Annotated in this window: 19 protein-coding genes; 14 read left to right on the top strand and 5 right to left on the bottom strand. The window is 67.8% G+C overall.

The features are described from left to right. Positions 1-23: 23 nt before the first annotated feature. From E8P82_RS04200 to E8P82_RS04165, 8 genes are all read left to right on the top strand, one after another. The gene (locus E8P82_RS04200) at positions 24-419 is read left to right on the top strand and encodes an FKBP-type peptidyl-prolyl cis-trans isomerase (RefSeq protein WP_136453257.1); all 396 of its coding nucleotides are present in this window, start codon (positions 24-26) and stop codon (positions 417-419) included. A gap of 122 nt (positions 420-541) precedes the next feature. After that, positions 542-2,527, top strand: a complete 1,986-nt coding sequence (locus E8P82_RS04195; protein WP_136453256.1) for a helix-turn-helix transcriptional regulator — start codon at positions 542-544, stop codon at positions 2,525-2,527. A gap of 9 nt (positions 2,528-2,536) precedes the next feature. Continuing rightward, a complete protein-coding gene (locus E8P82_RS04190) occupies positions 2,537-2,887 on the top strand; it encodes a hypothetical protein (protein WP_136453255.1) in 351 nt (116 codons plus the stop codon). Between the two features lie 34 nt (positions 2,888-2,921). Next, entirely contained in the window at positions 2,922-3,248 is a 327-nt protein-coding gene (tatA, locus tag E8P82_RS04185; protein ID WP_211096793.1) for a Sec-independent protein translocase subunit TatA, read from the top strand. Between the two features lie 69 nt (positions 3,249-3,317). After that, positions 3,318-4,103, top strand: a complete 786-nt coding sequence (gene tatC, locus E8P82_RS04180) for a twin-arginine translocase subunit TatC (RefSeq protein ID WP_136453492.1) — start codon at positions 3,318-3,320, stop codon at positions 4,101-4,103. Positions 4,104-4,158: 55 nt separating this feature from the next. After that, positions 4,159-6,981, top strand: coding sequence for a DEAD/DEAH box helicase (locus tag E8P82_RS04175; protein WP_136453253.1), 2,823 nt, complete (start codon positions 4,159-4,161; stop codon positions 6,979-6,981). Positions 6,982-7,025: 44 nt separating this feature from the next. Beyond that, positions 7,026-8,666, top strand: coding sequence for an amidohydrolase (locus E8P82_RS04170; protein WP_136453252.1), 1,641 nt, complete (start codon positions 7,026-7,028; stop codon positions 8,664-8,666). 442 nt (positions 8,667-9,108) lie between these two features. Beyond that, positions 9,109-9,849 carry a polyprenol monophosphomannose synthase gene (locus tag E8P82_RS04165; RefSeq protein ID WP_136453251.1) on the top strand — a complete coding sequence of 247 codons (741 nt, stop codon included), beginning with the start codon at positions 9,109-9,111 and terminating at the stop codon, positions 9,847-9,849. Positions 9,850-9,935: 86 nt separating this feature from the next. Here the strand turns inward: E8P82_RS04165 and E8P82_RS04160 are convergent, their stop codons facing one another. The 4 genes from E8P82_RS04160 to E8P82_RS04145 form a co-directional block, all read right to left on the bottom strand. Then, positions 9,936-10,283, bottom strand: a complete 348-nt coding sequence (locus tag E8P82_RS04160; RefSeq protein ID WP_136453250.1) for an RNA polymerase-binding protein RbpA — start codon at positions 10,281-10,283, stop codon at positions 9,936-9,938. Positions 10,284-10,429: 146 nt separating this feature from the next. Then, on the bottom strand, positions 10,430-11,362 hold the full coding sequence (locus E8P82_RS04155; RefSeq protein ID WP_136453249.1) for an SPFH domain-containing protein: 933 nt from the start codon (positions 11,360-11,362) through the stop codon (positions 10,430-10,432). Positions 11,363-11,434: 72 nt separating this feature from the next. Further along, a complete protein-coding gene (locus E8P82_RS04150; RefSeq protein WP_136453248.1) occupies positions 11,435-11,920 on the bottom strand; it encodes an NfeD family protein in 486 nt (161 codons plus the stop codon). Between the two features lie 154 nt (positions 11,921-12,074). After that, complete coding sequence (locus E8P82_RS04145) at positions 12,075-12,977, bottom strand: putative RNA methyltransferase (RefSeq protein WP_136453247.1); 903 nt, start codon at positions 12,975-12,977, stop codon at positions 12,075-12,077. 68 nt (positions 12,978-13,045) lie between these two features. On the opposite strand from E8P82_RS04145, the gene E8P82_RS04140 reads away from it, so the two are divergent. Together E8P82_RS04140 and E8P82_RS04135 are read left to right on the top strand one after the other, a co-directional pair. Further along, the gene (locus tag E8P82_RS04140) at positions 13,046-15,094 is read left to right on the top strand and encodes a S9 family peptidase (RefSeq protein ID WP_136453246.1); all 2,049 of its coding nucleotides are present in this window, start codon (positions 13,046-13,048) and stop codon (positions 15,092-15,094) included. Further along, positions 15,091-17,466, top strand: a complete 2,376-nt coding sequence (locus E8P82_RS04135) for an ATP-binding cassette domain-containing protein (RefSeq protein ID WP_136453245.1) — start codon at positions 15,091-15,093, stop codon at positions 17,464-17,466. Before E8P82_RS04140 ends, E8P82_RS04135 begins: the two co-directional genes overlap by 4 nt. A gap of 23 nt (positions 17,467-17,489) precedes the next feature. Here the strand turns inward: E8P82_RS04135 and E8P82_RS04130 are convergent, their stop codons facing one another. Then, entirely contained in the window at positions 17,490-18,650 is a 1,161-nt protein-coding gene (locus E8P82_RS04130; protein WP_246020941.1) for an N-acetylglucosamine-6-phosphate deacetylase, read from the bottom strand. Between the two features lie 149 nt (positions 18,651-18,799). On the opposite strand from E8P82_RS04130, the gene E8P82_RS04125 reads away from it, so the two are divergent. The 4 genes from E8P82_RS04125 to E8P82_RS04110 are packed head-to-tail and all read left to right on the top strand — an operon-like array spanning position 18,800 to position 22,431. Then, positions 18,800-19,675, top strand: coding sequence for an SIS domain-containing protein (locus tag E8P82_RS04125; RefSeq protein ID WP_136453243.1), 876 nt, complete (start codon positions 18,800-18,802; stop codon positions 19,673-19,675). 19 nt (positions 19,676-19,694) lie between these two features. Next, on the top strand, positions 19,695-20,642 hold the full coding sequence (locus tag E8P82_RS04120) for an ROK family protein (RefSeq protein ID WP_211096792.1): 948 nt from the start codon (positions 19,695-19,697) through the stop codon (positions 20,640-20,642). Further along, entirely contained in the window at positions 20,639-21,556 is a 918-nt protein-coding gene (locus E8P82_RS04115) for a 1-phosphofructokinase family hexose kinase (protein WP_136453241.1), read from the top strand. Before E8P82_RS04120 ends, E8P82_RS04115 begins: the two co-directional genes overlap by 4 nt. An 11-nt stretch (positions 21,557-21,567) precedes the next feature. Continuing rightward, positions 21,568-22,431 (top strand): class II fructose-bisphosphate aldolase, encoded by an 864-nt coding sequence (locus E8P82_RS04110; RefSeq protein WP_136453240.1) that lies wholly within the window; start codon positions 21,568-21,570, stop codon positions 22,429-22,431. Positions 22,432-22,549 lie beyond the last annotated feature (118 nt).

Raw genomic sequence — 22,549 nt, 5'->3', positions numbered from 1 at the left:
CCTACGACCACCAAGGAGTACCCATGTCCTTCGGACAGCGTGAGTTCGACCGGCAGAAGCCCGAGATCGACTTCCCCGACCACGGCGCACCCACCGATCTCGTCATCGAGGATCTCATCATCGGCAAAGGCGCTGTAGCCGAGCCCGGCAGTACCGTCTCCACGCACTACGTGGGGGTCGCCTTCTCCACCGGGGAGGAGTTCGATGCCTCCTGGAACCGCGGCACCCCGCTCGACTTCCGGTTGGGGGCACGGCAGGTCATCGAGGGGTGGGACCAGGGACTGGTCGGGATGAAGGTCGGTGGACGGCGGCGGCTCGAGATACCGTCCGAGCTCGCTTATGGTTCCAGCGGTGCCGGATCCGCCATCGGTCCCGATGAGGCGCTGATCTTCGTCGTCGATCTGCTGGGTATCCGCTAGGCCGCCGCCGCCCGGGATGCATCCGGAAGCACCAGCACCACTGCTCGACCGGGAAGGGACGCGGGTCAACCACCGTTGGCGTGCGTCCCTTCCGCCTTTTTCCATGAAGGTAGGGTTTCACCGTGTCCGCAAAACGTACCGAACGCCTTCTGACCCTCGTGATCATGCTCCTGTCGAGCCGCCGGGGTTTCACCAAGGAGGATCTGTTCTCGGAGATCGACCTGTATCGTGAGGCGACGTCCGTCGCCGCGCGGGAGAAGCTCTTCGATCGTGACAAGGCTGCGCTGCGCGAACAGGGCATCCCGCTGGAGTCCTTCAGCGAGGACACCATGTTCGACAACGACAACACCGTGCAGCGCTACCGGATCAATGCCGAGGACTATCGACTGGGCGGTGTGAGCTTCCTCCCGGAGGAATACGCCGTCCTGAATCTCGCAGCAGGAGTGTGGGATCAGGGTTCACTGGACTCCGCCGCCTCGCGTGCCCTGCGGAAACTCAGTTCCCGCAGTACCGACGGCGACATCGAACTGACCCCGCTCATCCAGCCACGCATCACCACCGACGCGCCGTTCTGGGACATCGTCTGGCAGGCACTCACGGCCCGAAGCCCCATCCGCTTCCCGTACCGGGCAGCCAGCACAGGTCGCGAGGAGGTCCGGACGGTCCACCCCTGGGGCATGGGTGCCCGCTTCGGCCACTGGTATGTCGTCGGCTACGACACCACCCGGCAGGCCGAACGCTTCTTCCGCCTGTCCCGGATGACGGCCGAACCCGTGGTGCTGAGTGGCACGTTCGAGGTCCCGGCGTCGTTCGACATGAACCGGACGCTGTCCTCGCTCTCACGCAGCGAGCCCGACCGTGTCGCCGTCGTCGCGGTGAGGCCGGGATCCTGCCAGGTGCTGCGGGTGCGCAAGGACACCGAGGTGACGCGGACCGGGCAGGACTGGGACCTGCTGCGCGTCCCCTATGCGGCATCGAGCCCGATGGCGGCGACGATCGCCGGACTGGGGATCAACGCCCGCGTCCAGGAGCCGCAGGAGCTGATCACCGAAGTGGCACGCCTGCTGGAGAGGGCGTACGACGCCGCCGTCATCGCTCCGCGCGACGTGGAGATCACCGCCGGTGCACGCCCGGCCCCCCGCCGGAAATCCTCCTCCCAGGACCACCTGCTGCGGCTGCTCGACCTCGTGCCCTATCTCCTGGCACATCCGGGAGCAGAGATCGGGGAAACGGCCCGGAAGTTCGAGGTCAGTGAGAGCCAGTTGACGAAGGATCTCGATCTGTTGTTCGTGAGCGGGCCGCGGCACTACCCGGACGCGCTGATGGACGTGAACATCGAGGACGGCCGCATCTATCTCAGCAACGCCCGCGATCTCGCCGAACCGGTCAAGCTGAGCATGGACGAGGCCTGTTCCCTGATCGTGGGTCTGCAGGCACTGCGCGAACTTCCCGGGATGCGGAACAACGAGGCGATCGTGAGCGCCCAGACGAAACTCACCGCTGCTGCCGGTGACGCTGCACGCATCGGCACCTCCGTCGCGACCAAGCTCACGGAGGACGACCTCGATCCGACCCTCGAGGTGCTGCAGGCCGCACTCCAGACGGGCGTCCGGATCGCGGTGGAGTACTTCGTCCCGACGCGGGACGAGATCACCCGCCGCGTCCTCGAGCCGATCAGGATCTTCCTCCATCAGGACACCTGGTACCTGGAAGCCTGGAGCACCGAGGCCGATGGCCTGCGCAACTTCCGGCTCGACCGCATCCAGAGCGCCCGGCTCACCGAGGAGCGCGCCACCGCGGTGAGGGACGAGGCAGCTCTGGCCCGGAGCAGATCCGTCACGCCCTACCGGTCCGGCGAGACGGACCAGACCGTCACACTCGTGCTGGAGAGCAGCGCGCGCTGGGTCGCAGCGCAGTACAACGCCGAAGCCGTGCAGGAGATGGGCGAGGACCGTCTCGCCGCCCGCCTGAGGATCGCCTCCAGCTCATGGATCCCAGGACTGGTGGCAGGCCTCGGCGGCTCGGCGGCCGTGGTCGCTCCCGATGCGGTACGACAGGAGACCCTGCGCTGGCTGGAGGCGGCCCGCGCCCACCAGGCGCTGGCCTAGACTGGGCTCATGCTCTGGTGGATGTGGATCGTTCTGTGGGCGCTGCTCGTACTCGCCGCGGCGATTTTCCTGGTGGTCGTCGGATTCCGCGTCTTCAGGAGCGGTGCGAGGACGATCACCGACTTCGGCGCCGCGATGGACCGCATGCAGCTCGTCCCCGCGAGGGAGGATACGGCGTCCCGGTCCGCAGAAGGCGTTCCCGGTCTCGACGTCCCGGCAGTGTTCTCGGCACCGGACGAGGTCCGGGCGGCGAGGGATGCAGCTGCGCTGCGCCGCGCCGCTGATCGACGCAGTCGGCGAGTGGAACGACGCGTGACGCGGCGCCAACCGCAGCTGCTGCGTGATATGCCCCACCTGTAGCCTAGACTGGGGACATCAACGAGAGGAATTGGGCATGAGGCTCGAAGGCTGGCACATCGTTATCATCATCGTCCTGGCGATCGTCCTGTTCGGCGCCCCGAAACTTCCCGGTCTCGCCCGGAGTGTGGGCCAGTCCATGAGGATCTTCAAGTCCGAAGTGAAGCAGATGAAGGACGAGAACACGACGGACGAGCCCGAAGCAGGGCCCGTGGAGGGACGTGTGGTCAACAATCCCGCCGCAGGCTCCTACACCCCGACCCATCAGGATCTCGGGCACGGCTCCACGCAGCGTATGCCGCACCGCACCGACGACGAGGCGGGCCCGGCTCAGCAGAGCGGCTCGTCGCACACGAACAGGTAGGCGGAGACCCGTTCCGTGTCACCTGCAAAATCCCGGTCCCGCGGCAGGAAGGCCAATCCCGAGGGGAAGATGGCGCTCAAGGCGCATCTACGCGAGGCGCGGAACCGGTTGTTCGTCTCGGCCATCGCGGTCATCCTCGGCACTGTCGGCGGTTTCTTCCTCTACAACCCGGTCCAGCAGGCTCTGGCCTCGCCCATCAACGAGATCGATGCTCAGGCGGGACGAACAGCGTCCCTGAACTTCGACACTGCGGCGTCACCGTTCGATCTGCTCATCCAGATCTCCGTGTTCCTCGGTGTCGTGATCTCCTCACCCATCTGGCTCTACCAGATCTGGGCCTTCATCACCCCCGGGCTCAGGACCAAGGAACGGCGCACCGCCCTGGCTTTCATCGCGGTCGCCGTGCCGCTGTTCCTGGCCGGTATCGGCCTGGCGTGGCTGATCCTGCCCAACGCCGTACGAGTGCTCACCGAGTTCACGCCGGATGATTTCTCCAACCTCATCAGCGTCTCCGTGTACTTCACCTTCGTGCTCCGGCTCATGCTGGCTTTCGGCATAGCGTTCCTGCTGCCGGTGGTGCTCGTCGGGCTGAACATGGTCGGGCTCGTCTCGGGACGGCAGATTCTCAAGGCATGGCGGATCACGGTGTTCCTCGTGTGCCTCTTCGCGGCCATGGCGGCGCCGGGCGGCGATGCACTGAGCATGTTCTACCTGGCAGTGCCCCTGCTGCTCCTGTTCTTCGTCGCCATCGGGCTGTGCCTGCTCAACGACAGGCGCCGCGCCCGTCGCATCGCCTCCCGCGAGGCCGCCGTCGAGGCCGGCGCTGACACCGCCTCGCCCCTGGGGGAACTTTAGGACGACGGACAGGGGCTGGAGCACCGGGTGGTTCGTGAACGCTTAGGCTGGACGGATGAGTAGTCCAGCTGAACGATACGCAGCAGCCAAGGCCCGCTCGGAGCATTCGCGGACCCAGTTGTCCCGGTTCGAGCAGACGCTCGCCTTCGAACTCGACCCCTTCCAACTTGACGCGTGCGCCGCCGTCGAGAGCGGACATGGCGTGCTGGTTGCCGCTCCCACCGGTGCAGGCAAGACCGTGGTCGGGGAATTCGCCGTCTACCTCGCGCTGCAGCGCGGACTCAAGGCCTTCTACACTACGCCCATCAAGGCCCTGAGCAACCAGAAGTACGCCGAACTCGCCTCCGTCCACGGAAGCGATCGCGTGGGACTGCTCACCGGTGACACCAGCATCAACCCCGACGCGGACGTGATCGTGATGACCACGGAGGTGCTTCGCAACATGCTGTACGCGAACTCCGACGTACTGGACCACCTCGGCTACGTGATCATGGACGAGGTCCACTACCTGGCAGACCGCTTCCGTGGCGCGGTGTGGGAGGAAGTGATCATCCATCTGCCCGCCGAGGTGACCGTGGTGTCGCTCAGCGCGACGGTCTCGAACGCCGAGGAGTTCGGTGCCTGGCTCGACACCGTCCGCGGCCGTACGGACGTGGTGGTGTCCGAGCACCGGCCCGTGCCCCTGTGGCAGCACGTCATGGTGGGTCAGAATCTGATCGACCTGTTCGCAGGGGACATCGCCTTCGACGAGGCGGCACCGGCCGGAGCGGTGACCGGAGCGCGCGACCAGTACGAGGTGAACCCGGATCTGCTCGATCTCGCGAGCAACGAGACCAGGCTGAATCAGCGTGCCGGTGGGGGTGCGAGCGGGCGACGTGGCAAGTCACGCAACTCTCGTCAGGGCGGAACTCCGACGACCATGGTGCGCCGTGCCACCAGACCGCAGGTGATCAGCGCGCTGGACCGGGCCGACCTGCTGCCGGCCATCACCTTCATCTTCTCCCGCGCGGGGTGCGAGGCGGCCGTCACGCAGTGCCTGCACGCAGGACTGTGGCTCACGACGGAGGACGAACAGGACCGCATCAGCGAGACGGTCGATGCGGCAACAGTGGACATCCCACGTGAGGATCTGGAGATCCTCGGATTCTGGACCTGGCGCGAGGGTCTGATCCGCGGGTTCACGGCCCACCACGCGGGAATGCTCCCGACCTTCAAGGAAGTGGTGGAGCGGCTCTTCGCCGCAGGCCTGGTCAAGGCGGTCTTCGCCACCGAGACCCTTGCCCTCGGCGTGAACATGCCCGCGCGCACCGTGGTCCTCGAGAAGCTCGACAAGTTCAACGGCGAGGCCCACGTCGACGTGACCGCCGGTGAGTACACCCAGCTCACGGGCCGGGCAGGACGGCGGGGGATCGATGTCGAGGGCCACGCTGTGGTGCTCTGGCAGCCGGGTACCGATCCGGGCGCGGTGGCCGGGCTCGCCTCGCGGCGCACCTATCCGCTGAACTCCAGCTTCCGCCCCACCTACAACATGAGCATCAATCTCGTCGCGCAGTTCGGCCGGTCGCGCTCCCGGGAGATCCTCGAGACCTCCTTCGCCCAGTTCCAGGCGGACCGCTCGGTGGTCGACCTCGCGAAGCAGGTGCGCAGCCGCGAGGAATCCCTCAAGGGATACGAGAAGGCCATGACCTGTCACCTGGGTGACTTCCAGGAGTACTCGAAGCTGCGACGCGAGTTGTCCGACGTGGAGTCCAGAGCGTCACGGGACAGATCGCGCACCCTGCGGTCCGCGGCGGAGTCATCGCTGGAGTCGCTGCGTCCGGGCGATGTCATCGATGTCCCGGGCGGGCGCAGCCAGGGGTACGCCGTCGTCCTGGACAGCGACTCCGCGCGGGAACCGCGGCCGACCGTCCTGACGCTCGAGACGCAGATCCGCAGGGTCGGCGCCCAGGATCTCGACGGGCCGGTCGAGGTGCTCTCACGTATCCGGATCCCCAAGAGCTTCAGCGCCCGCAGCCCCAAGGACCGTCGCGACCTGACGTCGTCGCTGCGCAATGCCCTGCAGGACAGGCGACCACCACGAGCCGGTGCGGACCGCATCGCCGCGGGCTACTCGGCGTCCGCGGCCGCGGAGGAACGGGTCATCACCGAGCTGCGCCGCCGTGTGCGGGCACACCCCTGCCATGGCTGCAGCGATCGCGAGCAGCACGCCCGCTGGGCCGAGCGCTGGTGGAAGCTGCGCCGCGAGACCGACAGGCTCGCGGGGCAGATCAGGGGCCGCACCAACACGATCGCCAAGACCTTCGACCGGGTCTCGGAGGTACTCACCCACTACGGGTACCTCCGGGGAACCGACGACGGCGTCGTCGTCAGCGACGCGGGGCAGAAGCTTCGCCGCATCTACGGTGAGAAGGACCTGCTGATCGCCCTGAGTATCGAGGAGGGGGCATTCGGCAGCCTGAACGCCGCAGAACTGGCGGCGGTCATGACGGTGCTCGTCTACCAGGCCAAGCGGGAGGAACGCGGGATGCGTCCGGTGATGCCCAGTGCGGTGCTGGAGACCTCCGTCGAGACGATCATCCGCCAGTGGTCCGAGCTCAACGACGTCGAGGAACAATACCGCCTCCCGATCACGGGGGAGCCGGAGCTCTCACTCGTGTGGCCCATGTTCAAGTGGGCGCAGGGACGCTCGCTGCAGGCTACGCTGAGCGGCACGGAACTCGCCGCCGGTGATTTCGTGCGCTGGTCCAAACAGGTGATCGATCTCCTCGACCAGTTGGCGAAGGTGCCGGATCTGCCGGGCAACCTCCAGCAGACGTGCACGCGTGCCATCCGGCTGGTTCGTCGCGGCGTGGTGGCATACTCGAACATCAGCGCGTAGCTGCTGCAGCACGCATCATCCACAGGAAGTCTGCCCACCCCGACATGTCACACCACGAGCGCCCGAGACCGATCCTCTATCGCAACGGCTCGGTCTACAGTCCGGCTGACCCCTTCGCCACCGCCATGCTCGTGGACGGGGCGACCGTAGCGTGGGTCGGGTCCGAGCACGCCGCGGCGAATCTCGCCGGACCGGACGTGCTCACGATCGACCTGGACGGAGCGCTGATCACCCCGGGCTTCGTCGACGCGCACACCCACACCACGGAGACCGGGATCGCCCTCGGCTCCATCGACCTCTCCGCCTGCAGGTCTCTCGGCGAACTGCTCACGGCGGTATCGACGGCGGCGCAGGCCGGGGCCTCGACCATTCTCGGCTTCGGCTGGGACGAATCGGGGTGGCCCGAAAAACGCGTGCCCACGGCGGCCGAACTCGACCGTGCCGGCCGCGGTGCGCTCGTCTACCTCGTGCGGGCGGATATCCACTCGGCCGTCGTCTCCGGCACTCTCGCGGCAGGACTCGAACTGGCGGGTGTCGACGGATGGAGCGACGGCTTCGTCGTCCGTGGCGCCCATGAGGCAGCACGGAAGGCCACGCGGCGCCTGTCCGACGGCCAGCGTCGCAGCTACCAGCAGGCAGCCCTGCTGCATGCCGCATCCAGGGGCTATATCGCGGTCACGGAGATGGCTGCTGCGCACATCGCCCCGTCGGACGATCTCCGGACACTGCTCTCCATCGACGGTCCGGGACACGATCTCCCGCTGCCCGAGGTCATCCCGTACTGGGCCCAGCTGACGTCGTCCCCGGAGGAGGTCAGGGAGCTGATGCTCGGCTTCGACGGCCGACTCGCCGGTCTCGCCGGGGATCTGAACGTGGACGGGTCGATCGGCTCGCGAACGGCGGCACTGCGGGAGGACTACAGCGACGACCCGGGGAACCGTGGGACGCTCTACCTGGGCGAGGACGACGTCACAGCCCATCTTCTGGCGGCCACCGCGGAGAGTGTGCAGGCGGGCTTCCATGTGATCGGCGATGCGGGTCTCGACGTCGTCCTGCGTGCCCTGGAGGCAACGGCACGCGTGACGGGCGTGGAGGCGGTACGGCGCTCCCGCCACCGTCTGGAACACGTCGAACTGGCCGATGACGCGGCCGTCGAGGCACTCGTGCACTTCGGGGTCGCCGTGAGTGGTCAGCCCGTGTTCGACGCGCTCTGGGGAGCGGGCGGGGGCCTCTACGACCAGCGACTGGGCGGCAGGAGGCCGGGCATGAATCGCTTCGCCTCCCTGCTGGCCCGGGGTGCTCTGCTTGCGCTGGGTTCCGACAGCCCCGTGACGCCGCTGGACCCGTGGGCATCGGTGCGTGCGTGTCTGCAGCACAGCAACACCCTGGAGAGGATCTCCGCGCGGGCAGCGTTCATCGCGCACACCCGCGCCGGCTGGAGACTCGCCGGGCGCAGTCCGATGCTCGGACAACTGGCTCCCGGTACGCCGGCCTCGTTCGCCGTCTGGGAGGTGGAGGAACTGATGGTGCAGACTCCGGACGCGCGCGTACAGTCCTGGAGCACGGACCCCCGCGCCGGGACCCCACTGCTGCCGGCCCTCGACACCGGGAACCTTCCGGTGTGTCTGCAGACCGTGCACGAGGGCCGCCGCCTCTACAGTGCCGAAGGCTTCGACGGTCGATAGGGCACAGGATCGGTGGGGCATGATTCTTCGGCGGTCCGACCCCCGCCTGACCTGCACCGAAGGAAGAACGAGCAGGTCAGAGGCTCATTGACACGCTCTCCCAGGCACGTAAACTCTTGCCCTACGGGTTGGTAGAGCCCCTCGGTGGGGATAACCTGGCCGGTCTTCACAAGCGCAGTGCATCGGCCTCAACCATGGCGCGTATTGCCCGATCACGTGAAGTCGGCAGGCACGCGGGCAGGTCCACTCATCAGTAGAAAACGGCGCCGGTACAGCTGCGGGCGTCGGTACGAGGATGAGAGGGCCTGCCTTCGTGTCGCACCGTCGGGCCGGGCGACGACCGGCCGGTCGGGCGGATCCGCGGTCGCCTATACTTGCAGACTGGCTCCTCGTCCGGAGCAGTTCCCGAGTACGGAGCGTCCCACCCGAAAGGCCCACCCGCGTGCGAGTCGTCACGATCATGCCCACCTACAACGAGATCGAGTCGCTCCCGCTCACCCTTGCGCGTCTTCGTGCCGCGGTACCCTCCTCCGACGTCCTGATCGTCGACGACAACAGCCCCGACGGCACCGGTGATCTCGCGGATCGGTCCGCTGCGTCCGACCCACGGGTGCATGTTCTGCACCGTACCGGCAAGGAGGGGCTCGGTGCGGCCTACATCGCCGGTTTCCGCTGGGCACTCGAGCGTGATTACGACCTGCTCGTGGAGATGGACGCCGACGGATCGCACGGGCCCGAGCAACTGCCGCGCCTCCTGGAGGCCGTGGAGGGTGCGGACCTGGTCATCGGGAGCCGCTGGGTCACCGGTGGCAGCGTGCAGAACTGGTCCCTGCACCGCACCCTGCTGTCCCGGGCCGGCAGCGGCTATTCCAGGCTCATGCTCGGCCTGCCGGTGCGGGACGTCACTGCAGGGTTCCGGGTCTTCCGCCGGTCCACCCTGGAGGCCCTGGAGCTGTCGGCCGTCGAATCGGTGGGTTACGGCTTCCAGGTCGACATGACCTTCCGGGTGGCCCGATCGGGTCTGCGGATCGTCGAGGTCCCCATCACCTTCGTGGAGCGTGGATTCGGCGTCTCGAAGATGAGCGGGAGCATCGTCGTCGAAGCGATGGTCAACGTCACGCGGTGGGGCCTGGCGGCTCGCTGGCGGAAGCTCTCAGGTGACGGACGCCTGCCCTGGTCCTGAAGACCTGGCCTCGGAGGTCTGGCCCGAAAGCAGAACAGGAGGCATCCGCCGCAGCGAACGCCTCCTGTTCGGTATTACCCGAGTGGTTATGCCGACGTACGCTCCCCGCGACGTTCGCGGAGGATGGTCAGCCGATCCTGCAGGATCTGCTCGAGCTCGTCCATGGAGCGGCGCTCCAGCAGCATGTCCCAGTGCGTGCGCACGGGCTTGTCATTGGAGGTGTCGGGCTTCTCGCCGTCGACGAGAAGAGCTTCCTTGCCGGTCTTCGAGACCCAGGTCGCCGGGATCTCGGCCTCCGAGGAGAAGGTCACGAAGACACTTTCCCCGTCCTCGCACCGGTATTCGACGCGCTGGCGAGGAGCCGGTTCGACCCCGGATTCCGTTTCCATGGACTGCGCTCCGAGGCGCATGCCGCGCAGGCTGCGATCGCTCATGATTCTCTCCTAGTCACCGATGTACGCTTCACCTGCATAACCTCGGAGCGACGGAGAATGTTCCGGTCGGGTCCGGCGCAGGCACAAACACTCAAGTCTACAGGCGGTGGCCGTCGCCGCTGGGCGCCGACGGCCTCCGCATGCAGCTAGCTCTGCGTGGTGAGCTCAGGACCATCAGCGGGGGAGTCGGGGGTCGTGGTGCCGAGCACGTCACCGATGCCCTTCAGCGCCTCGCCGACCTCACTCGGGATGATCCAGAGCTTGTTGGACGATCCGTCAGCGAGCTTCGGAAGGGTCTGCAGGTACTGGTACGCCAGCAGCTTCTGCGTCGGATTGCCCTTGTGGATGGCATCGAACACCTTGTGGATCGCCTGGGCCTCACCGTCGGCGCGGAGGATCGCTGCCTTGGCATCACCCTCGGCAGCGAGGATGGCCGCTTGTCGCTGGCCCTCGGCCGTGAGGATCTGCGATTGCTTCGTGCCCTCGGCCGTGAGGATCGCCGCGCGGCGGTCGCGCTCGGCCCGCATCTGCTTCTCCATCGAGTCCTGGATGGACAGCGGCGGGTCGATGGCCTTGAGTTCCACACGGCCCACCCGGATACCCCAGCGACCGGTGGCGTCGTCGAGGACACCGCGCAGTTGGCCGTTGATCTGGTCACGCGAGGTCAGCGCCTGCTCGAGGTTGAGGCCGCCGACCACGTTCCTGAGGGTCGTGGTGGTCAATTGCTCGACGGCCTGGATGTAGTTGGCGATCTCATAGGTGGCGGCGCGGGCATCGGTGACCTGGAAGTAGACCACGGTGTCGATGGAGACCACGAGGTTGTCCTCCGTGATGACCGGCTGTGGAGGGAAGGACACCACCTGCTCACGCAGGTCGAGGATCGGGAGCAGTCTGTCCACGAACGGGATCAGGATGGTCAGTCCCGGATTCAGCGTTCGCTGATATTTGCCGAGCCGCTCCACCACGCCCGCGCGGGCCTGCGGGATGATCCGCACCGCCTTCACCAGGACGACCAGAACGAAGATGATGAGGACGACGAGAACCAGCGTGAGTGCGATCGTTCCGGATGAGCCGTTCATAGATCCCCTTGATTGTGGTGACGCACCCCAGTGGGAGGCACGATGGACGAGATGAGAACAGCGGCGGGTGGCCTAACCACCGACGGTCGGCGGAACAGGACCGTCGGCCGCCGGGGCCGCCGGCTCGACGACGGCCGTGGCGCCCTCGATCCGTGCCACGGAGAGCCTGGCGCCGGCGGGCAGGGACAGACCGTCCGCCGAACGCGCTGTCCAGGTGTCGCCGCCGATCTTCACGGTCCCCGAAAGACCCGTGACGGGTTCCAGGGCGAGCGCCGTCGATCCGACGAGGCGATCCATGTTGTCCAGCCGGTCGGCGGGCCCCTTCTTGAGATGGCGCAGCGCTATGGGCCGTACGAGGAGGATCATCAGCAGGGAGACGACGGCGAAGACGACGATCTGCAGAACCGCTCCGCTTCCTGCGAGAGCGGCGAAGAGACCGCCGAGGGCGCCGACCGAGAGCATGATGAAGAACAGATCCAGCGTCAGCGTCTCCACCGCTGCAAGCCCCAGGAAGAGAACGAGCCAGAGAAACCAGCCATTGTCGAGCAACCAGTCCATGGTGCAACCCCTTTGATCCGACAGCGCGCGGAGCACCGCCTGACTCCATCATGGCAAAGGGCTCCGACATTACCTAGACCCACTGCTCAGGACGGTCCCGTCGTTACCGTTCTGTTCCCGGCACGGTCGAACCCGCACGGTCGAACCTGTGGGGTCACACGTGCGGGTCCGCACCCGCAGGAACCGCCAGGGCGGCCGGGACAGGCTCGCCGGTGGATCGGGCGAGAACCTGGAGGGTGAAGCGCGCCTCGACCTCCAGTGCGTCGCCTGCTCCGGGTACCGCATCGGGTGCGGTCCGGGCGTCGAGCCGCTTGCGGGGGTGACGTGCCGCGGGTCCCATGACCAGCGCCGATTCGGCGAGCTCACGGGGCAGGGTCATGACGTAGTCGAGGTCCTCCCGCGCCACCTCCACGAGCAGCCCGTGGAAGGCTGCCGTGACGTCGTCGGCTTTCTGGTCCGGGACCGCGAGGAGCGGGCCCACGGTCTCCAGCCCCGCCAGGTGACCAGGACGTGGAGTGACCGCGACGACGCAGCCGTCCGGCGCGAGGATCCTGGTGAACTCGACCGGGTTCCGGGGAGCGAACACATTGAGGAGCACATCCACTGATCCATCGGACACCGGCAGGGACCGCCAGACATCCCAGACGATACTGATTCCGCCGGGCAGTCTGCGCGCTGCCCGGCGGAGGGCGGGCTTCGAGATGTCCAGTGCAAGAGGGAATGCACCCGGAAAGGAAGCCACGATGCCCTCGAGGTAGTACCCGGTCCCGGCGCCCGCGTCGAGGACCACGGCCGGTGATCCCACGTGCCGCCGTACTGCCGAGACCACGGCCTTCCTGAGCGGAGCGTAATGACCGGAGCCGAGGAACGTGTCCCTCGCATCGACCATCTCGGCGGTATCGCCGTCGAACGGTGACCCTCGTCCCGTGAGCAGATTGACGTAGCCCTGCCGGGCCGCATCGAAGCGGTGACCGTTGCCGCACGTCAGGGAGCGGTCGTCACCCGCCAACGCCAGCCTGCACACGGGGCAGACGAGGAGGGCGGGAAGGGCTCGCATGGGTCCAGCCTAGAGAGAACGTGCTCCTTCCGTTGACTCGGGCCACTGTTTCCGATCTGATCAGGAGGATGAAACCAGACCAGCTCGAGCTCCTGACCATCACCGGCGCACCGGCCCTCCACCCGGAGGGTTCCCGTCTCGTCGTCTCCGCGACCCGACCGGATCTCCGCGCGGACGCCTATGTGGGACAGCTCTGGGAAGTCGCGCTCGACGGCGGCCGACGGCGACTGACGCGCGGCTTCAGGGACACGTCCCCGCGCTACTCGCCCGACGGGTCGCTCCTGGTGTTCCTGCGCGCAGCACCAGGGGCGAAACCGCAACTGTTCGCGGTGCGTGCTTCCGGGGGAGAGCCGGCTCAGCTCACGGACCAGCCGCTCGGCGTCGGGGCCTTCGACATCTCCCCGGATTCGACAACCGTCGTCTTCGCAGCCCGTGTCCCCGAGCACGGGCGTTACGGGACGGTGGACGGCGTCACCCCCGACCTGGAGGATCCGCGGCTGATCACCGGCTACAAGTACCGGATGAACGGGCTCGGGTACACCACGGACAAACGCTCGCAGCTGTTCACCCTTGCCATTCCGGATCCCGACGCCGAGCCGTACGTCGCCGCCGTCGGTCGTGCCGCGGCGGACGACGAGAAGGACTCCGATGACGCCGCAGAACGCTCCGGGTTCCCCGTCGCCGCGCAGCTGACCACCGCCGACGCGGACCACCTCGAGCCGGTCTTCTCGGCCGACGGACAGCGGATCTTCTTCACTGCCGCGCTCGGTCCCGCTGCGGATGCCACGCTCGTCTCCGACATCCACGTGATCAGCCCCGACGGCGGTCAGCCGCAGAAGCTCACGAACCTGGGCGCGGACACCCTGCTGGGGTGCAGCGCGGCGCAGCCCAGCAGGGACGGTGCGTGGCTGTTCTTCCTGGCCTCCGACCTGTCACCGACCGGGCTGGACTTCGTGGCCCGCAACACCGCGCTGTACGTCATGCCGACGGACGATCCCGCCTCGGTAACCCGGCTCAGCGATCCCGAGACCATCGACGTCGGCGACGTGCAGGAGATCGTGGCGGACGGCCCCGACTCCGTGCTCGTGGTCGACCGCTCGCGCGGCTCGGGGAAGCTGCTGCGGTTCCGGCCTTCGGGGGAGCCGGAGACCCTGGTGACCGGCCCGACGGTCGTCACGGGTGCGGCGGCAGCCCAGGGGACCGTCGTCGTGTCCTTCACCGACCCCTCGACCACCGGCGAGGTCGCCGTCGTCGAGGACGGCTCCCTGCGCCGGCTCACCGACTTCTCCGCACCTCTCCAGCAGCGCACACGCATCGGGGAACCGCAGGAACGCTCCTACGCGGCCCCCGACGCCACCCCGGTCCACGGCTGGGTCGTCCTGCCCGAGGGGGACGGCCCGCATCCGGTCCTCCTCGTCATCCACGGGGGTCCTTTCGCGCAGTACGGCTGGGGCTATTTCGACGAGGCGCAGGTCTATGCGGCGGCGGGCTACGCGGTGCTGCTGTGCAACCCCCGCGGTGCGGCCGGCTACGGGCAGGCCCACGGCCGCGTGATCAAGGAGGCCATGGGCACGGTGGATCTCGACGACGTCCTCGCCTATCTCGAGGGTGCACTCGCCGAGTTCGACGCCATGGACCCCGGACGGCTCGGGGTCATGGGAGGCTCGTACGGCGGGTACCTGACGGCGTGGACCATCGCCCACGATCATCGGTTCCAGGCCGCGATCGTCGAACGGGGGTACCTCGACCCGCCGTCGTTCGTGGGGTCCTCGGACATCGGGTGGTTCTTCTCCGAGGCCTACACCGGGGCCGATCCCGCACAGGTGGAGGAGCAGAACCCCTTCGCGAAGATCGGAGACGTCCGTACCCCCGCATTCGTGATCCACTCGGAGGAGGACCTGCGCTGCCCGATCGAGCAGGCCCAGCGGTACTACACGGCGCTGAAGAAGCAGGGCGTCGAGACGGAACTGCTCGTCTTCCCGGGGGAGAACCACGAGCTGTCGCGGTCCGGCTCTCCCTGGCACCGACGGCAGCGTTTCGAGCACATCCTGCGCTGGTGGGCGAGGTACCTGCCGACGGCGTCGAATCCTGCAGGTTCGGCCGAGGCACGGACATGACGACCGGCAGCAAGGAGCAGCGGCACACGGCCGACACCCATGACCTCATCCGTGTGCAGGGCGCCCGCGAGAACAACCTGCGCGACGTCAGCATCGACCTCCCGAAGCGGCGACTCTCCGTGTTCACGGGCGTCTCCGGATCCGGGAAGAGCTCGCTCGTCCTCGACACCATCGCCGCCGAATCACAGCGCATGATCAACGAGACCTACAGCGCGTTCCTGCAGGGCTTCATGCCCACGCTCGCCCGGCCGGAGGTGGATGTCCTCAAGGGCCTGACGACGGCGATCATCGTGGATCAGGAGCGCATGGGCGCGAACCCGCGCTCCACCGTCGGCACGGTGACCGACGCCAACGCGATGCTGAGAATCGTGTTCTCGCGCCTAGGAGAACCCCGGATCGGATCCCCCCAGGCGTACTCGTTCAATGTCGCCTCGATCAGCGGCTCCGGCGCGGTGACGATCGAGCGCGGCACCACCTCCGTGAAGGAGCGCCGCAGTTTCACGGTCACCGGGGGTATGTGCCCGCGGTGCGAGGGCCTGGGGTCGGTGACCGACATCGATCCTACTCAGCTCTACGACGACACGAAGTCGCTCGACCAGGGAGCACTGAGAATTCCCGGTTACAGCATGGACGGCTGGTACGGACGGATCTTCGGCGGCAGCGGCTTCTTCGACGTGAGCAAGCCGATCCGCGAGTTCTCCGGGCAGGAGCTCCAGGACCTGCTCCATCGGGAGGCGACCAGGATCAAAGTCGACGGCATCAACGTCACGTACGAGGGACTCGTCCCCAAACTGCAGAAGACGATGCTTGCCAAGGACCGCGAGGCCATGCAGCCGCACATCCGCGCTTTCGTGGACCGCGCGGTCACGTTCGTGCCCTGCCCGGACTGTGGCGGTACCAGGCTGAGCCAGAGCGCCCGGTCCTCGATGATCGGCGGCGTCAGCATCGCCGACGCCTGCCGGATGCAGATCAGCGATCTGGCGTCCTGGGTCAGGTCGCTGAACGAGCCGTCCGTCGCACCATTACTCACGGCGCTGGGGGACACCCTCGACTCGTTCGTCGGGATAGGACTCGGCTACCTCAGTCTCGATCGGCCCTCCGGCTCCCTGTCCGGTGGCGAGTCCCAGCGCACCAAGATGATCCGTCATCTCGGCTCCTCGCTGACGGACGTCACCTATGTCTTCGACGAGCCCACCATCGGCCTGCATGCGCACGATATAGAGCGCATGAACTCCCTGCTGCTGCGGTTGCGGGACAAGGGCAACACGGTCCTGGTGGTCGAGCACAAGCCGGAGCTGATCGCGATCGCCGATCACGTCGTCGACCTCGGCCCGGGCGCCGGAACCGCAGGGGGTACCGTCTGCTTCGAGGGATCGGTGGAGGCACTGCGCCGCAGCGGGACCCTCACGGGCCGGCACCTGGACGACCGTGCCGCCCTCAAGGAATCGGTGCGGACGCCGTCCGGCGTGCTGCAGATCAGGGGAGCCACGTCCCACAATGTGCACGACGTCGACGTCGACCTCCCGTTGGGGGTCCTGTGCGTCGTCACGGGCGTGGCTGGATCCGGGAAGAGTTCGCTGATCCACGGCTCGGTCTCCGGCAGGGTGGGCGTGGCGGCCGTCGACCAGAGCGCCATCAGGGGCTCGCGTCGCAGCAACCCCGCGACGTACACCGGCATGCTCGAGCACATTCGGAAGGCCTTCGCCAAGGCCAACGGCGTCAAGCCCGCGCTGTTCAGCGCCAATTCCGCCGGCGCCTGTCCCACCTGCAACGGTGCCGGCGTGGTCTTCACAGACCTGGCGATGATGGCCGGCGTCGCCACCACGTGCGAGGTCTGCGGCGGCAGACGCTTCATGGCGGACGTGCTCGAGTACAAGCTCGGCGGCAGGGACATCAGCGAGGTCCTCGAGCTGCCGGTCTCCGAGGCCGCCGTGTTCTTCGGTGCCGCCGGCACAGAGGTGCCGGCCGCATCCAGGATCCTCGGCCGGCTGTCCGACGTCGGTCTGGGCTATCTGAGTCTCGGTCAGCCGCTGACCACGCTGTCCGGAGGCGAGCGTCAGCGGTTGAAGCTCGCGATCATCATGGGTGATCCTGCCGACATCCTGGTCCTCGACGAACCGACGGCAGGCCTGCACCTCGCCGATGTCGAGAATCTGCTCGCCCTCCTGGATCGGCTCGTGGACTCCGGTACCTCGGTCGTCGTCATCGAGCACCATCAGGCCGTCATGGCGCACGCGGACTGGATCGTCGACATGGGGCCGGGCGCCGGGCACGACGGCGGCACCATCGTTTTCGAGGGACCTCCGGCCGACCTGGTGTCGACGCGCGCAACGCTCACGGGGCGGCATCTGGCGCAGTACGTGGGCGCCTGACCGGCCCGGTCCTGCCTGTGTTCTCATACCAGCCGCGATCCGGCTCCCCAGACGGCGTCAACGTGGAAATTGCTGTCGAGGAGCACGGCGTCGGCCGCGAACCCGACGTCGAGCCGACCGAGATCGTGAGCACGACCGACGGCGGCGGCCGGAACAGTCGTCAGGGCCTTCACGGCGTCACCGAACGAGACGCCGCACTCGAGGACGGCCCTGCGCAGCGCGGCGTCCTGGGTGAGGGTGGAACCGGCGATGGAACCGGTGGACACCGTCCGCGCGATGCCCTCGCTCACGACCACCTCCAGCGTGCCGAGCTGGTACGTACCGTCGGCGTAGTCCGCTGCGGCCATCGCATCCGTGATGAGAGCAACCCGTCCACGTGCCGAGGCGAATGCGAGGCCGACGACGCCCGGGTGCACGTGAACGCCGTCGTTGATCATCTCGAGTGTCACGTGATCGCTCCGAAGTGCGGCAACCACGGGGCCCGGGGCCCGGTGGTGGATGCCCCGCATGCCGTTGAAGGCATGCGTCAGGATCGACGCACCGCGCCCGAAGGCCTCCATGGCGGTCGGGTAGTCCGTCCCGCTGTGGCCGACCGCCACCGCCACCCCTGCATCGACGAAGCGTGTGATGGCTGAAGCCGCCCCCGGGTGCTCGGGCGCGATGGTGATCTGGCGCAGTGTGCCACCGGCTGCTTCCAGGAGCGCGTCCACCGTCGCGTCGTCCGCTTCGCGCAGGAGCGAAGGATCGTGCGCGCCGCGGAAGTCGTGGTCGAGGAACGGTCCTTCGAGGTGCGCGCCGAGCACGCCCGGATCCTCCGCGGTGATCCGGGCGATGGAACCGAGCCGGCCGAGGAGGGCATCGGTGGCTGCGGTGACGAGGGACAGCACCGTCCGCGTCGTGCCGTGCGCTCGGTGGGCACGCAGCACCGTTCCTATCGCCTCGGCCCCTTCGTCGGCAGCCGCGCCTCCTCCGCCGTGGCAGTGCATGTCGATGAAACCGGGCACCAGCGCGCGGTCCGCGGCGTCGACGACGGCGGCCCCGGGTGGGAGCCCGGTTCTCCAGGCGTCCCCGGTGCCGCGCGCCGAGACGCGGTCGTCGTCGAACCTCACCCACGCATCCGTCTGGGTGAGGGAACCGGAGGACAGCCGGGCCGAGTGGATGATCGTGGTCGGATGGGAATACACGGAACCTCCGGCGGGGCAACCGTCCGGTGATGCGTTACGGCACCGGAAGACTTTGCTACCCAATGATTGATTCTGACAAAACGAGCGGCTTACAATCGGATTAAAGCACCTAGCGATCATTCGCACGTCAACTGGAAGCGGAGAAACCCATGAGTGAAGCGTACGTACACGCGGAGTTGGAGTCGCAACCGGCCACCTGGCTCCGTGCGGCAGAGCTCGTTGCCGACGTCTCCCATTCCCTGCCACGCTCCGGCGAGCGCGTCGCCGTCGTCGGCTGCGGAACGAGCTGGTTCATGGCGCAAGCCTATGCCGTTCTCCGGGAGCGGGCAGGTCATGGAGTCACGGACGCCTTCGCGGCGTCGGAGTTCCCCCTCGGTCGCGACTACGACCGCCTGATCGCCATCTCGCGCTCGGGGACCACCAGCGAGGTGATCGAACTGATCGACTCCGTCAGTGACATGACCACGGTCGTGATCACAGCGGTCACGGATTCCCCCGCTGCAGAGATCGCGGACGAGGTGATCGGCCTCCGGTTCGCCGACGAACAGTCCGTGGTGCAGACCCGTTTCGCCACGACGGCACTCACGCTCCTGCGCGCCCACCTCGGCGAGGACGTCGAGGCCCTGTCGCGCGAGGCGGAGACCGCGCTGGCCGTCGACATCTCCGATTTGCTCGACATCGACCAGGTGACCTTCCTGGGCAGGGGATTCGCCGTCGGTCTCGCCTTCGAAGCAGCCCTCAAGGCTCGTGAAGCAGCCCAGTTCTGGTCCGAGTCCTACCCCGCGCTGGACTACCGCCACGGCCCCATCTCCATTGCCGAGCCGGGCCGCCTCGTCTGGCTCCTCGGAGAACTCGACGAGGATCTCGCAGCCGATATCGGCACGACCGGCGCGCGTTTCGTCCATCACGATCTCGACGCGGCGGCCGGCCTGATCGTCGCCCAGCGTTTCGCGGTCGCGCTGGCAGAGAAGCAGGGCCTCGACCCCGACAATCCGCGCTCGCTCACGCGCTCGGTCATCCGGTGACATGGAGCCGGAACTAGGCGTGGCTACGGCCGCGCCGCTCGGCCCGGGCGCGCCGGTCGTCGCTATCGACGTGGGTGGCACCACCATCAAGGCGGCCGCGCTCACCTCCGACGGGCGGCTGTCCGAGCCCCTTCGGGTGCCCACGCCTGTCCGTGGGCCGGATTCCGCCGAGCGGGTCCTGGACGTCGTCGGTCAGCTGGTCGGGGAACTCTCGGCGACTCCGGCAGACGCCCCCCGGGCCGTCGGTCTGGCACTGCCGGGAATCTTCGACGACGAGACGGGCGTCGGACACTGGTCCGAGAACCTGGGGTGGAAGGGCGTCGACTTCTCCGCGCTGACGGCGCGGCGGTTCGCGCTGCCCGTCGCCCTTCGCCATGACGTGCGTGCGGCCGCATACGCCGAGCGTCGGCTCGGTGCGGCCCGGGATGCAGCGACTGCGCTGGTGGTCCTCATCGGTACCGGGGTCTCGGCGGCGCTGTTCATCGGGGAGACCACCCATGTTGCTCGCGGCTATGCGGGCGAGATCGGGCACGCCGTCGTCGTGCCCGGCGGAGAGAAGTGCCTGTGCGGCAATCGAGGCTGTCTCGAGGCCACCGCGTCGGCAGCGGCCGTCGTGCGCCGGTACGAGCGGCTCACCGGAGCCGTCGTTCCGGGGGCCTCAGCGGTACTCGCCCTGGCAGACTCCGGCGATACGGCCGCCGGCCAGATCTGGGAATCCGCGCTCGATGCCCTGGCGTTCGGACTCGCCCACGCGATCAGCCTCGTGGCACCGGACGTGATCGTTCTCGGAGGTGGAGTGGCCGAAGCAGGGGACACCCTGATCCGGCCCCTGCAGGCGCGTCTGGAAGAGCTCGTCAGGATCCAGCCCGTTCCGCGGCTCACCCGTGCACACTTCGGTCAGGATGCAGGACTGTACGGATCCGCTCTCGCCGCCCGCGATCTGCTCGGTTCGGAGGCGGGCGCATGATCATCGCCGTGACGCCGAATCCGGCGTGGGACGTGACGATCGACGCGCCGCACCTTCAGCGTGGGGCAACCAATTCGGTACCGCCCGCGCGCAGGCGTGCCGGCGGCAAAGGAATCAACGTGGCCCGCGTGCTCGAGAGTCAGGGGATCGCGGCCCTGGCGCTGGCCCCGATCGGTTCGAAGGATCTCGAGGAGTTCGCGGCCGATCTGGGCACTGTGCCACATCGACTCGCCGCGTCCGCGACTGCTACCCGTAGCACGTATGCGCTCGTCGAGTCCGACGACGGCGTGACCACGATGGTCACGGAGCGCGGCCACGAGCGCCGGGACGAGGACTGGGAACTCTTCCACGAGCTGGTGCGGAGCCAGGTGCCCGGCGCCGCGTGCCTGGTGATCTCAGGTTCACTGCCTCCGGGCAGCGACACCGCAAGGGCCACAGCACTGGTGCGCGCCGGTCGTGACTCGGGTGTCCCGATCATCGCCGATCTCGCGCGGGACCATCTCCGAGCGGCGGCGGCAGCGGGTGCGGATGTGCTCAAACCGAACCAGGACGAGTTGCGGGATGCCGTCGGTACCTCGGACCCACTCGATGGTGCCCGCGCGCTGCAGGACCTCGGCGCCGGAGTGGTGGTCGTGTCCCTCGGCTCCGAGGGCCTGGTCGTCGTACCGCGCGAGCGCTCCGCCACGGTGTGGCGGGCCCGCACCCCGGAACCGCTCGCAGGGAATCCGACCGGGGCCGGTGATGCCGCAGTCGCCGCGATCGCAAGCCTGATCGCCACAGACGTGCACGAACCGGCGGAATGGGCGCGGCGCGCGGCAGCCTGGTCCGCAGCTGCTGTTCTGGCACCGCTCGCGGGTGAGCTCGGTTCTGCTCCCGACGCGCTCGAACGCGATATCGTCCTGTCCGCTCTCTAGAAGGAACCAGCATGCCTCTCGTCCCGACAGCGCAGATCGTCGCGGAAGCCCGCGAGCGGAAGGTGGGCGTCGCGGCCTTCAACGTCCTCCACCTCGAGACGGTGACGGCACTGGTGGCGGCCGCGGAGCGGGCGCGCCTGCCTCTCGTGCTGCAGATCTCCGAGAACTGTGTCCGCTACCACGGTTCGCTGGAGCCCATCGCCCGGGCGGCCATGGCGGCAGCAGCGGCGTCGGAGCAGCGGTTCTCCCTCCACCTGGATCACGCCGAGGACGAAGACCTCGCGCGCCGGGCAGTGGACCTGGGGTTCTCCTCGATCATGTACGACGGCGCGCGCCTCGATTTCGAGAACAACGTGGCGGCGACTCATCGCATCACCGAGTATGCCCACCGGCACGACGTGTACGTGGAGGCCGAGCTCGGCGAGATCGGAGGGAAGCAGGGAGCGCACGCGCCGGGTGTCCGCACCGATCCGGACGAGGCGCTCGAGTTCGTGACGTCGACCGGAGTCGATTCGCTCGCCGTGGCCGTCGGGTCGTCGCACGCGATGACGGACCGGACCGCACAGCTCGATCTGGAGCTGATCTCGCGGCTGAGCCGGAACCTGCCGCTCGTCCCGCTCGTCCTGCACGGTTCATCAGGGGTCGCCGATGCGCACATCCAGGAGGCCATCGGTGCCGGTATCGTGAAGGTGAATGTCTCCACCCATCTCAACAAGGCGTTCACGGGCGCCGTACGGACGTTCCTGGAGGACGATCCCGACGTCGTGGACTCCAGGAAATATCTCGGCACGGGGCGGGAGGCGCTGAGCCAGGAGGCCGAGCGCCTCCTGCGGATCATCTCGATGTCGTCGGCAGTGACGAACGGACGGGGCTAGCTGTTCTTCCCACGGAGGTTGTGTGCAGCGTGGCGTGGTTGAGTGAGGTGAGGACCTCCGGTATCGATATGGGTTACCACACCTGATCGAGTTCACGGAGGTCCTCGTGTCTTACGTT

Source organism: Arthrobacter echini (genome assembly GCF_004803505.1).
In the GTDB taxonomy this organism is placed as follows: domain Bacteria; phylum Actinomycetota; class Actinomycetes; order Actinomycetales; family Micrococcaceae; genus Arthrobacter_D; species Arthrobacter_D echini.
Note: the sequence above shows the minus strand (reverse complement) of the source record. Positions and strands in the feature narration are given on the sequence as shown.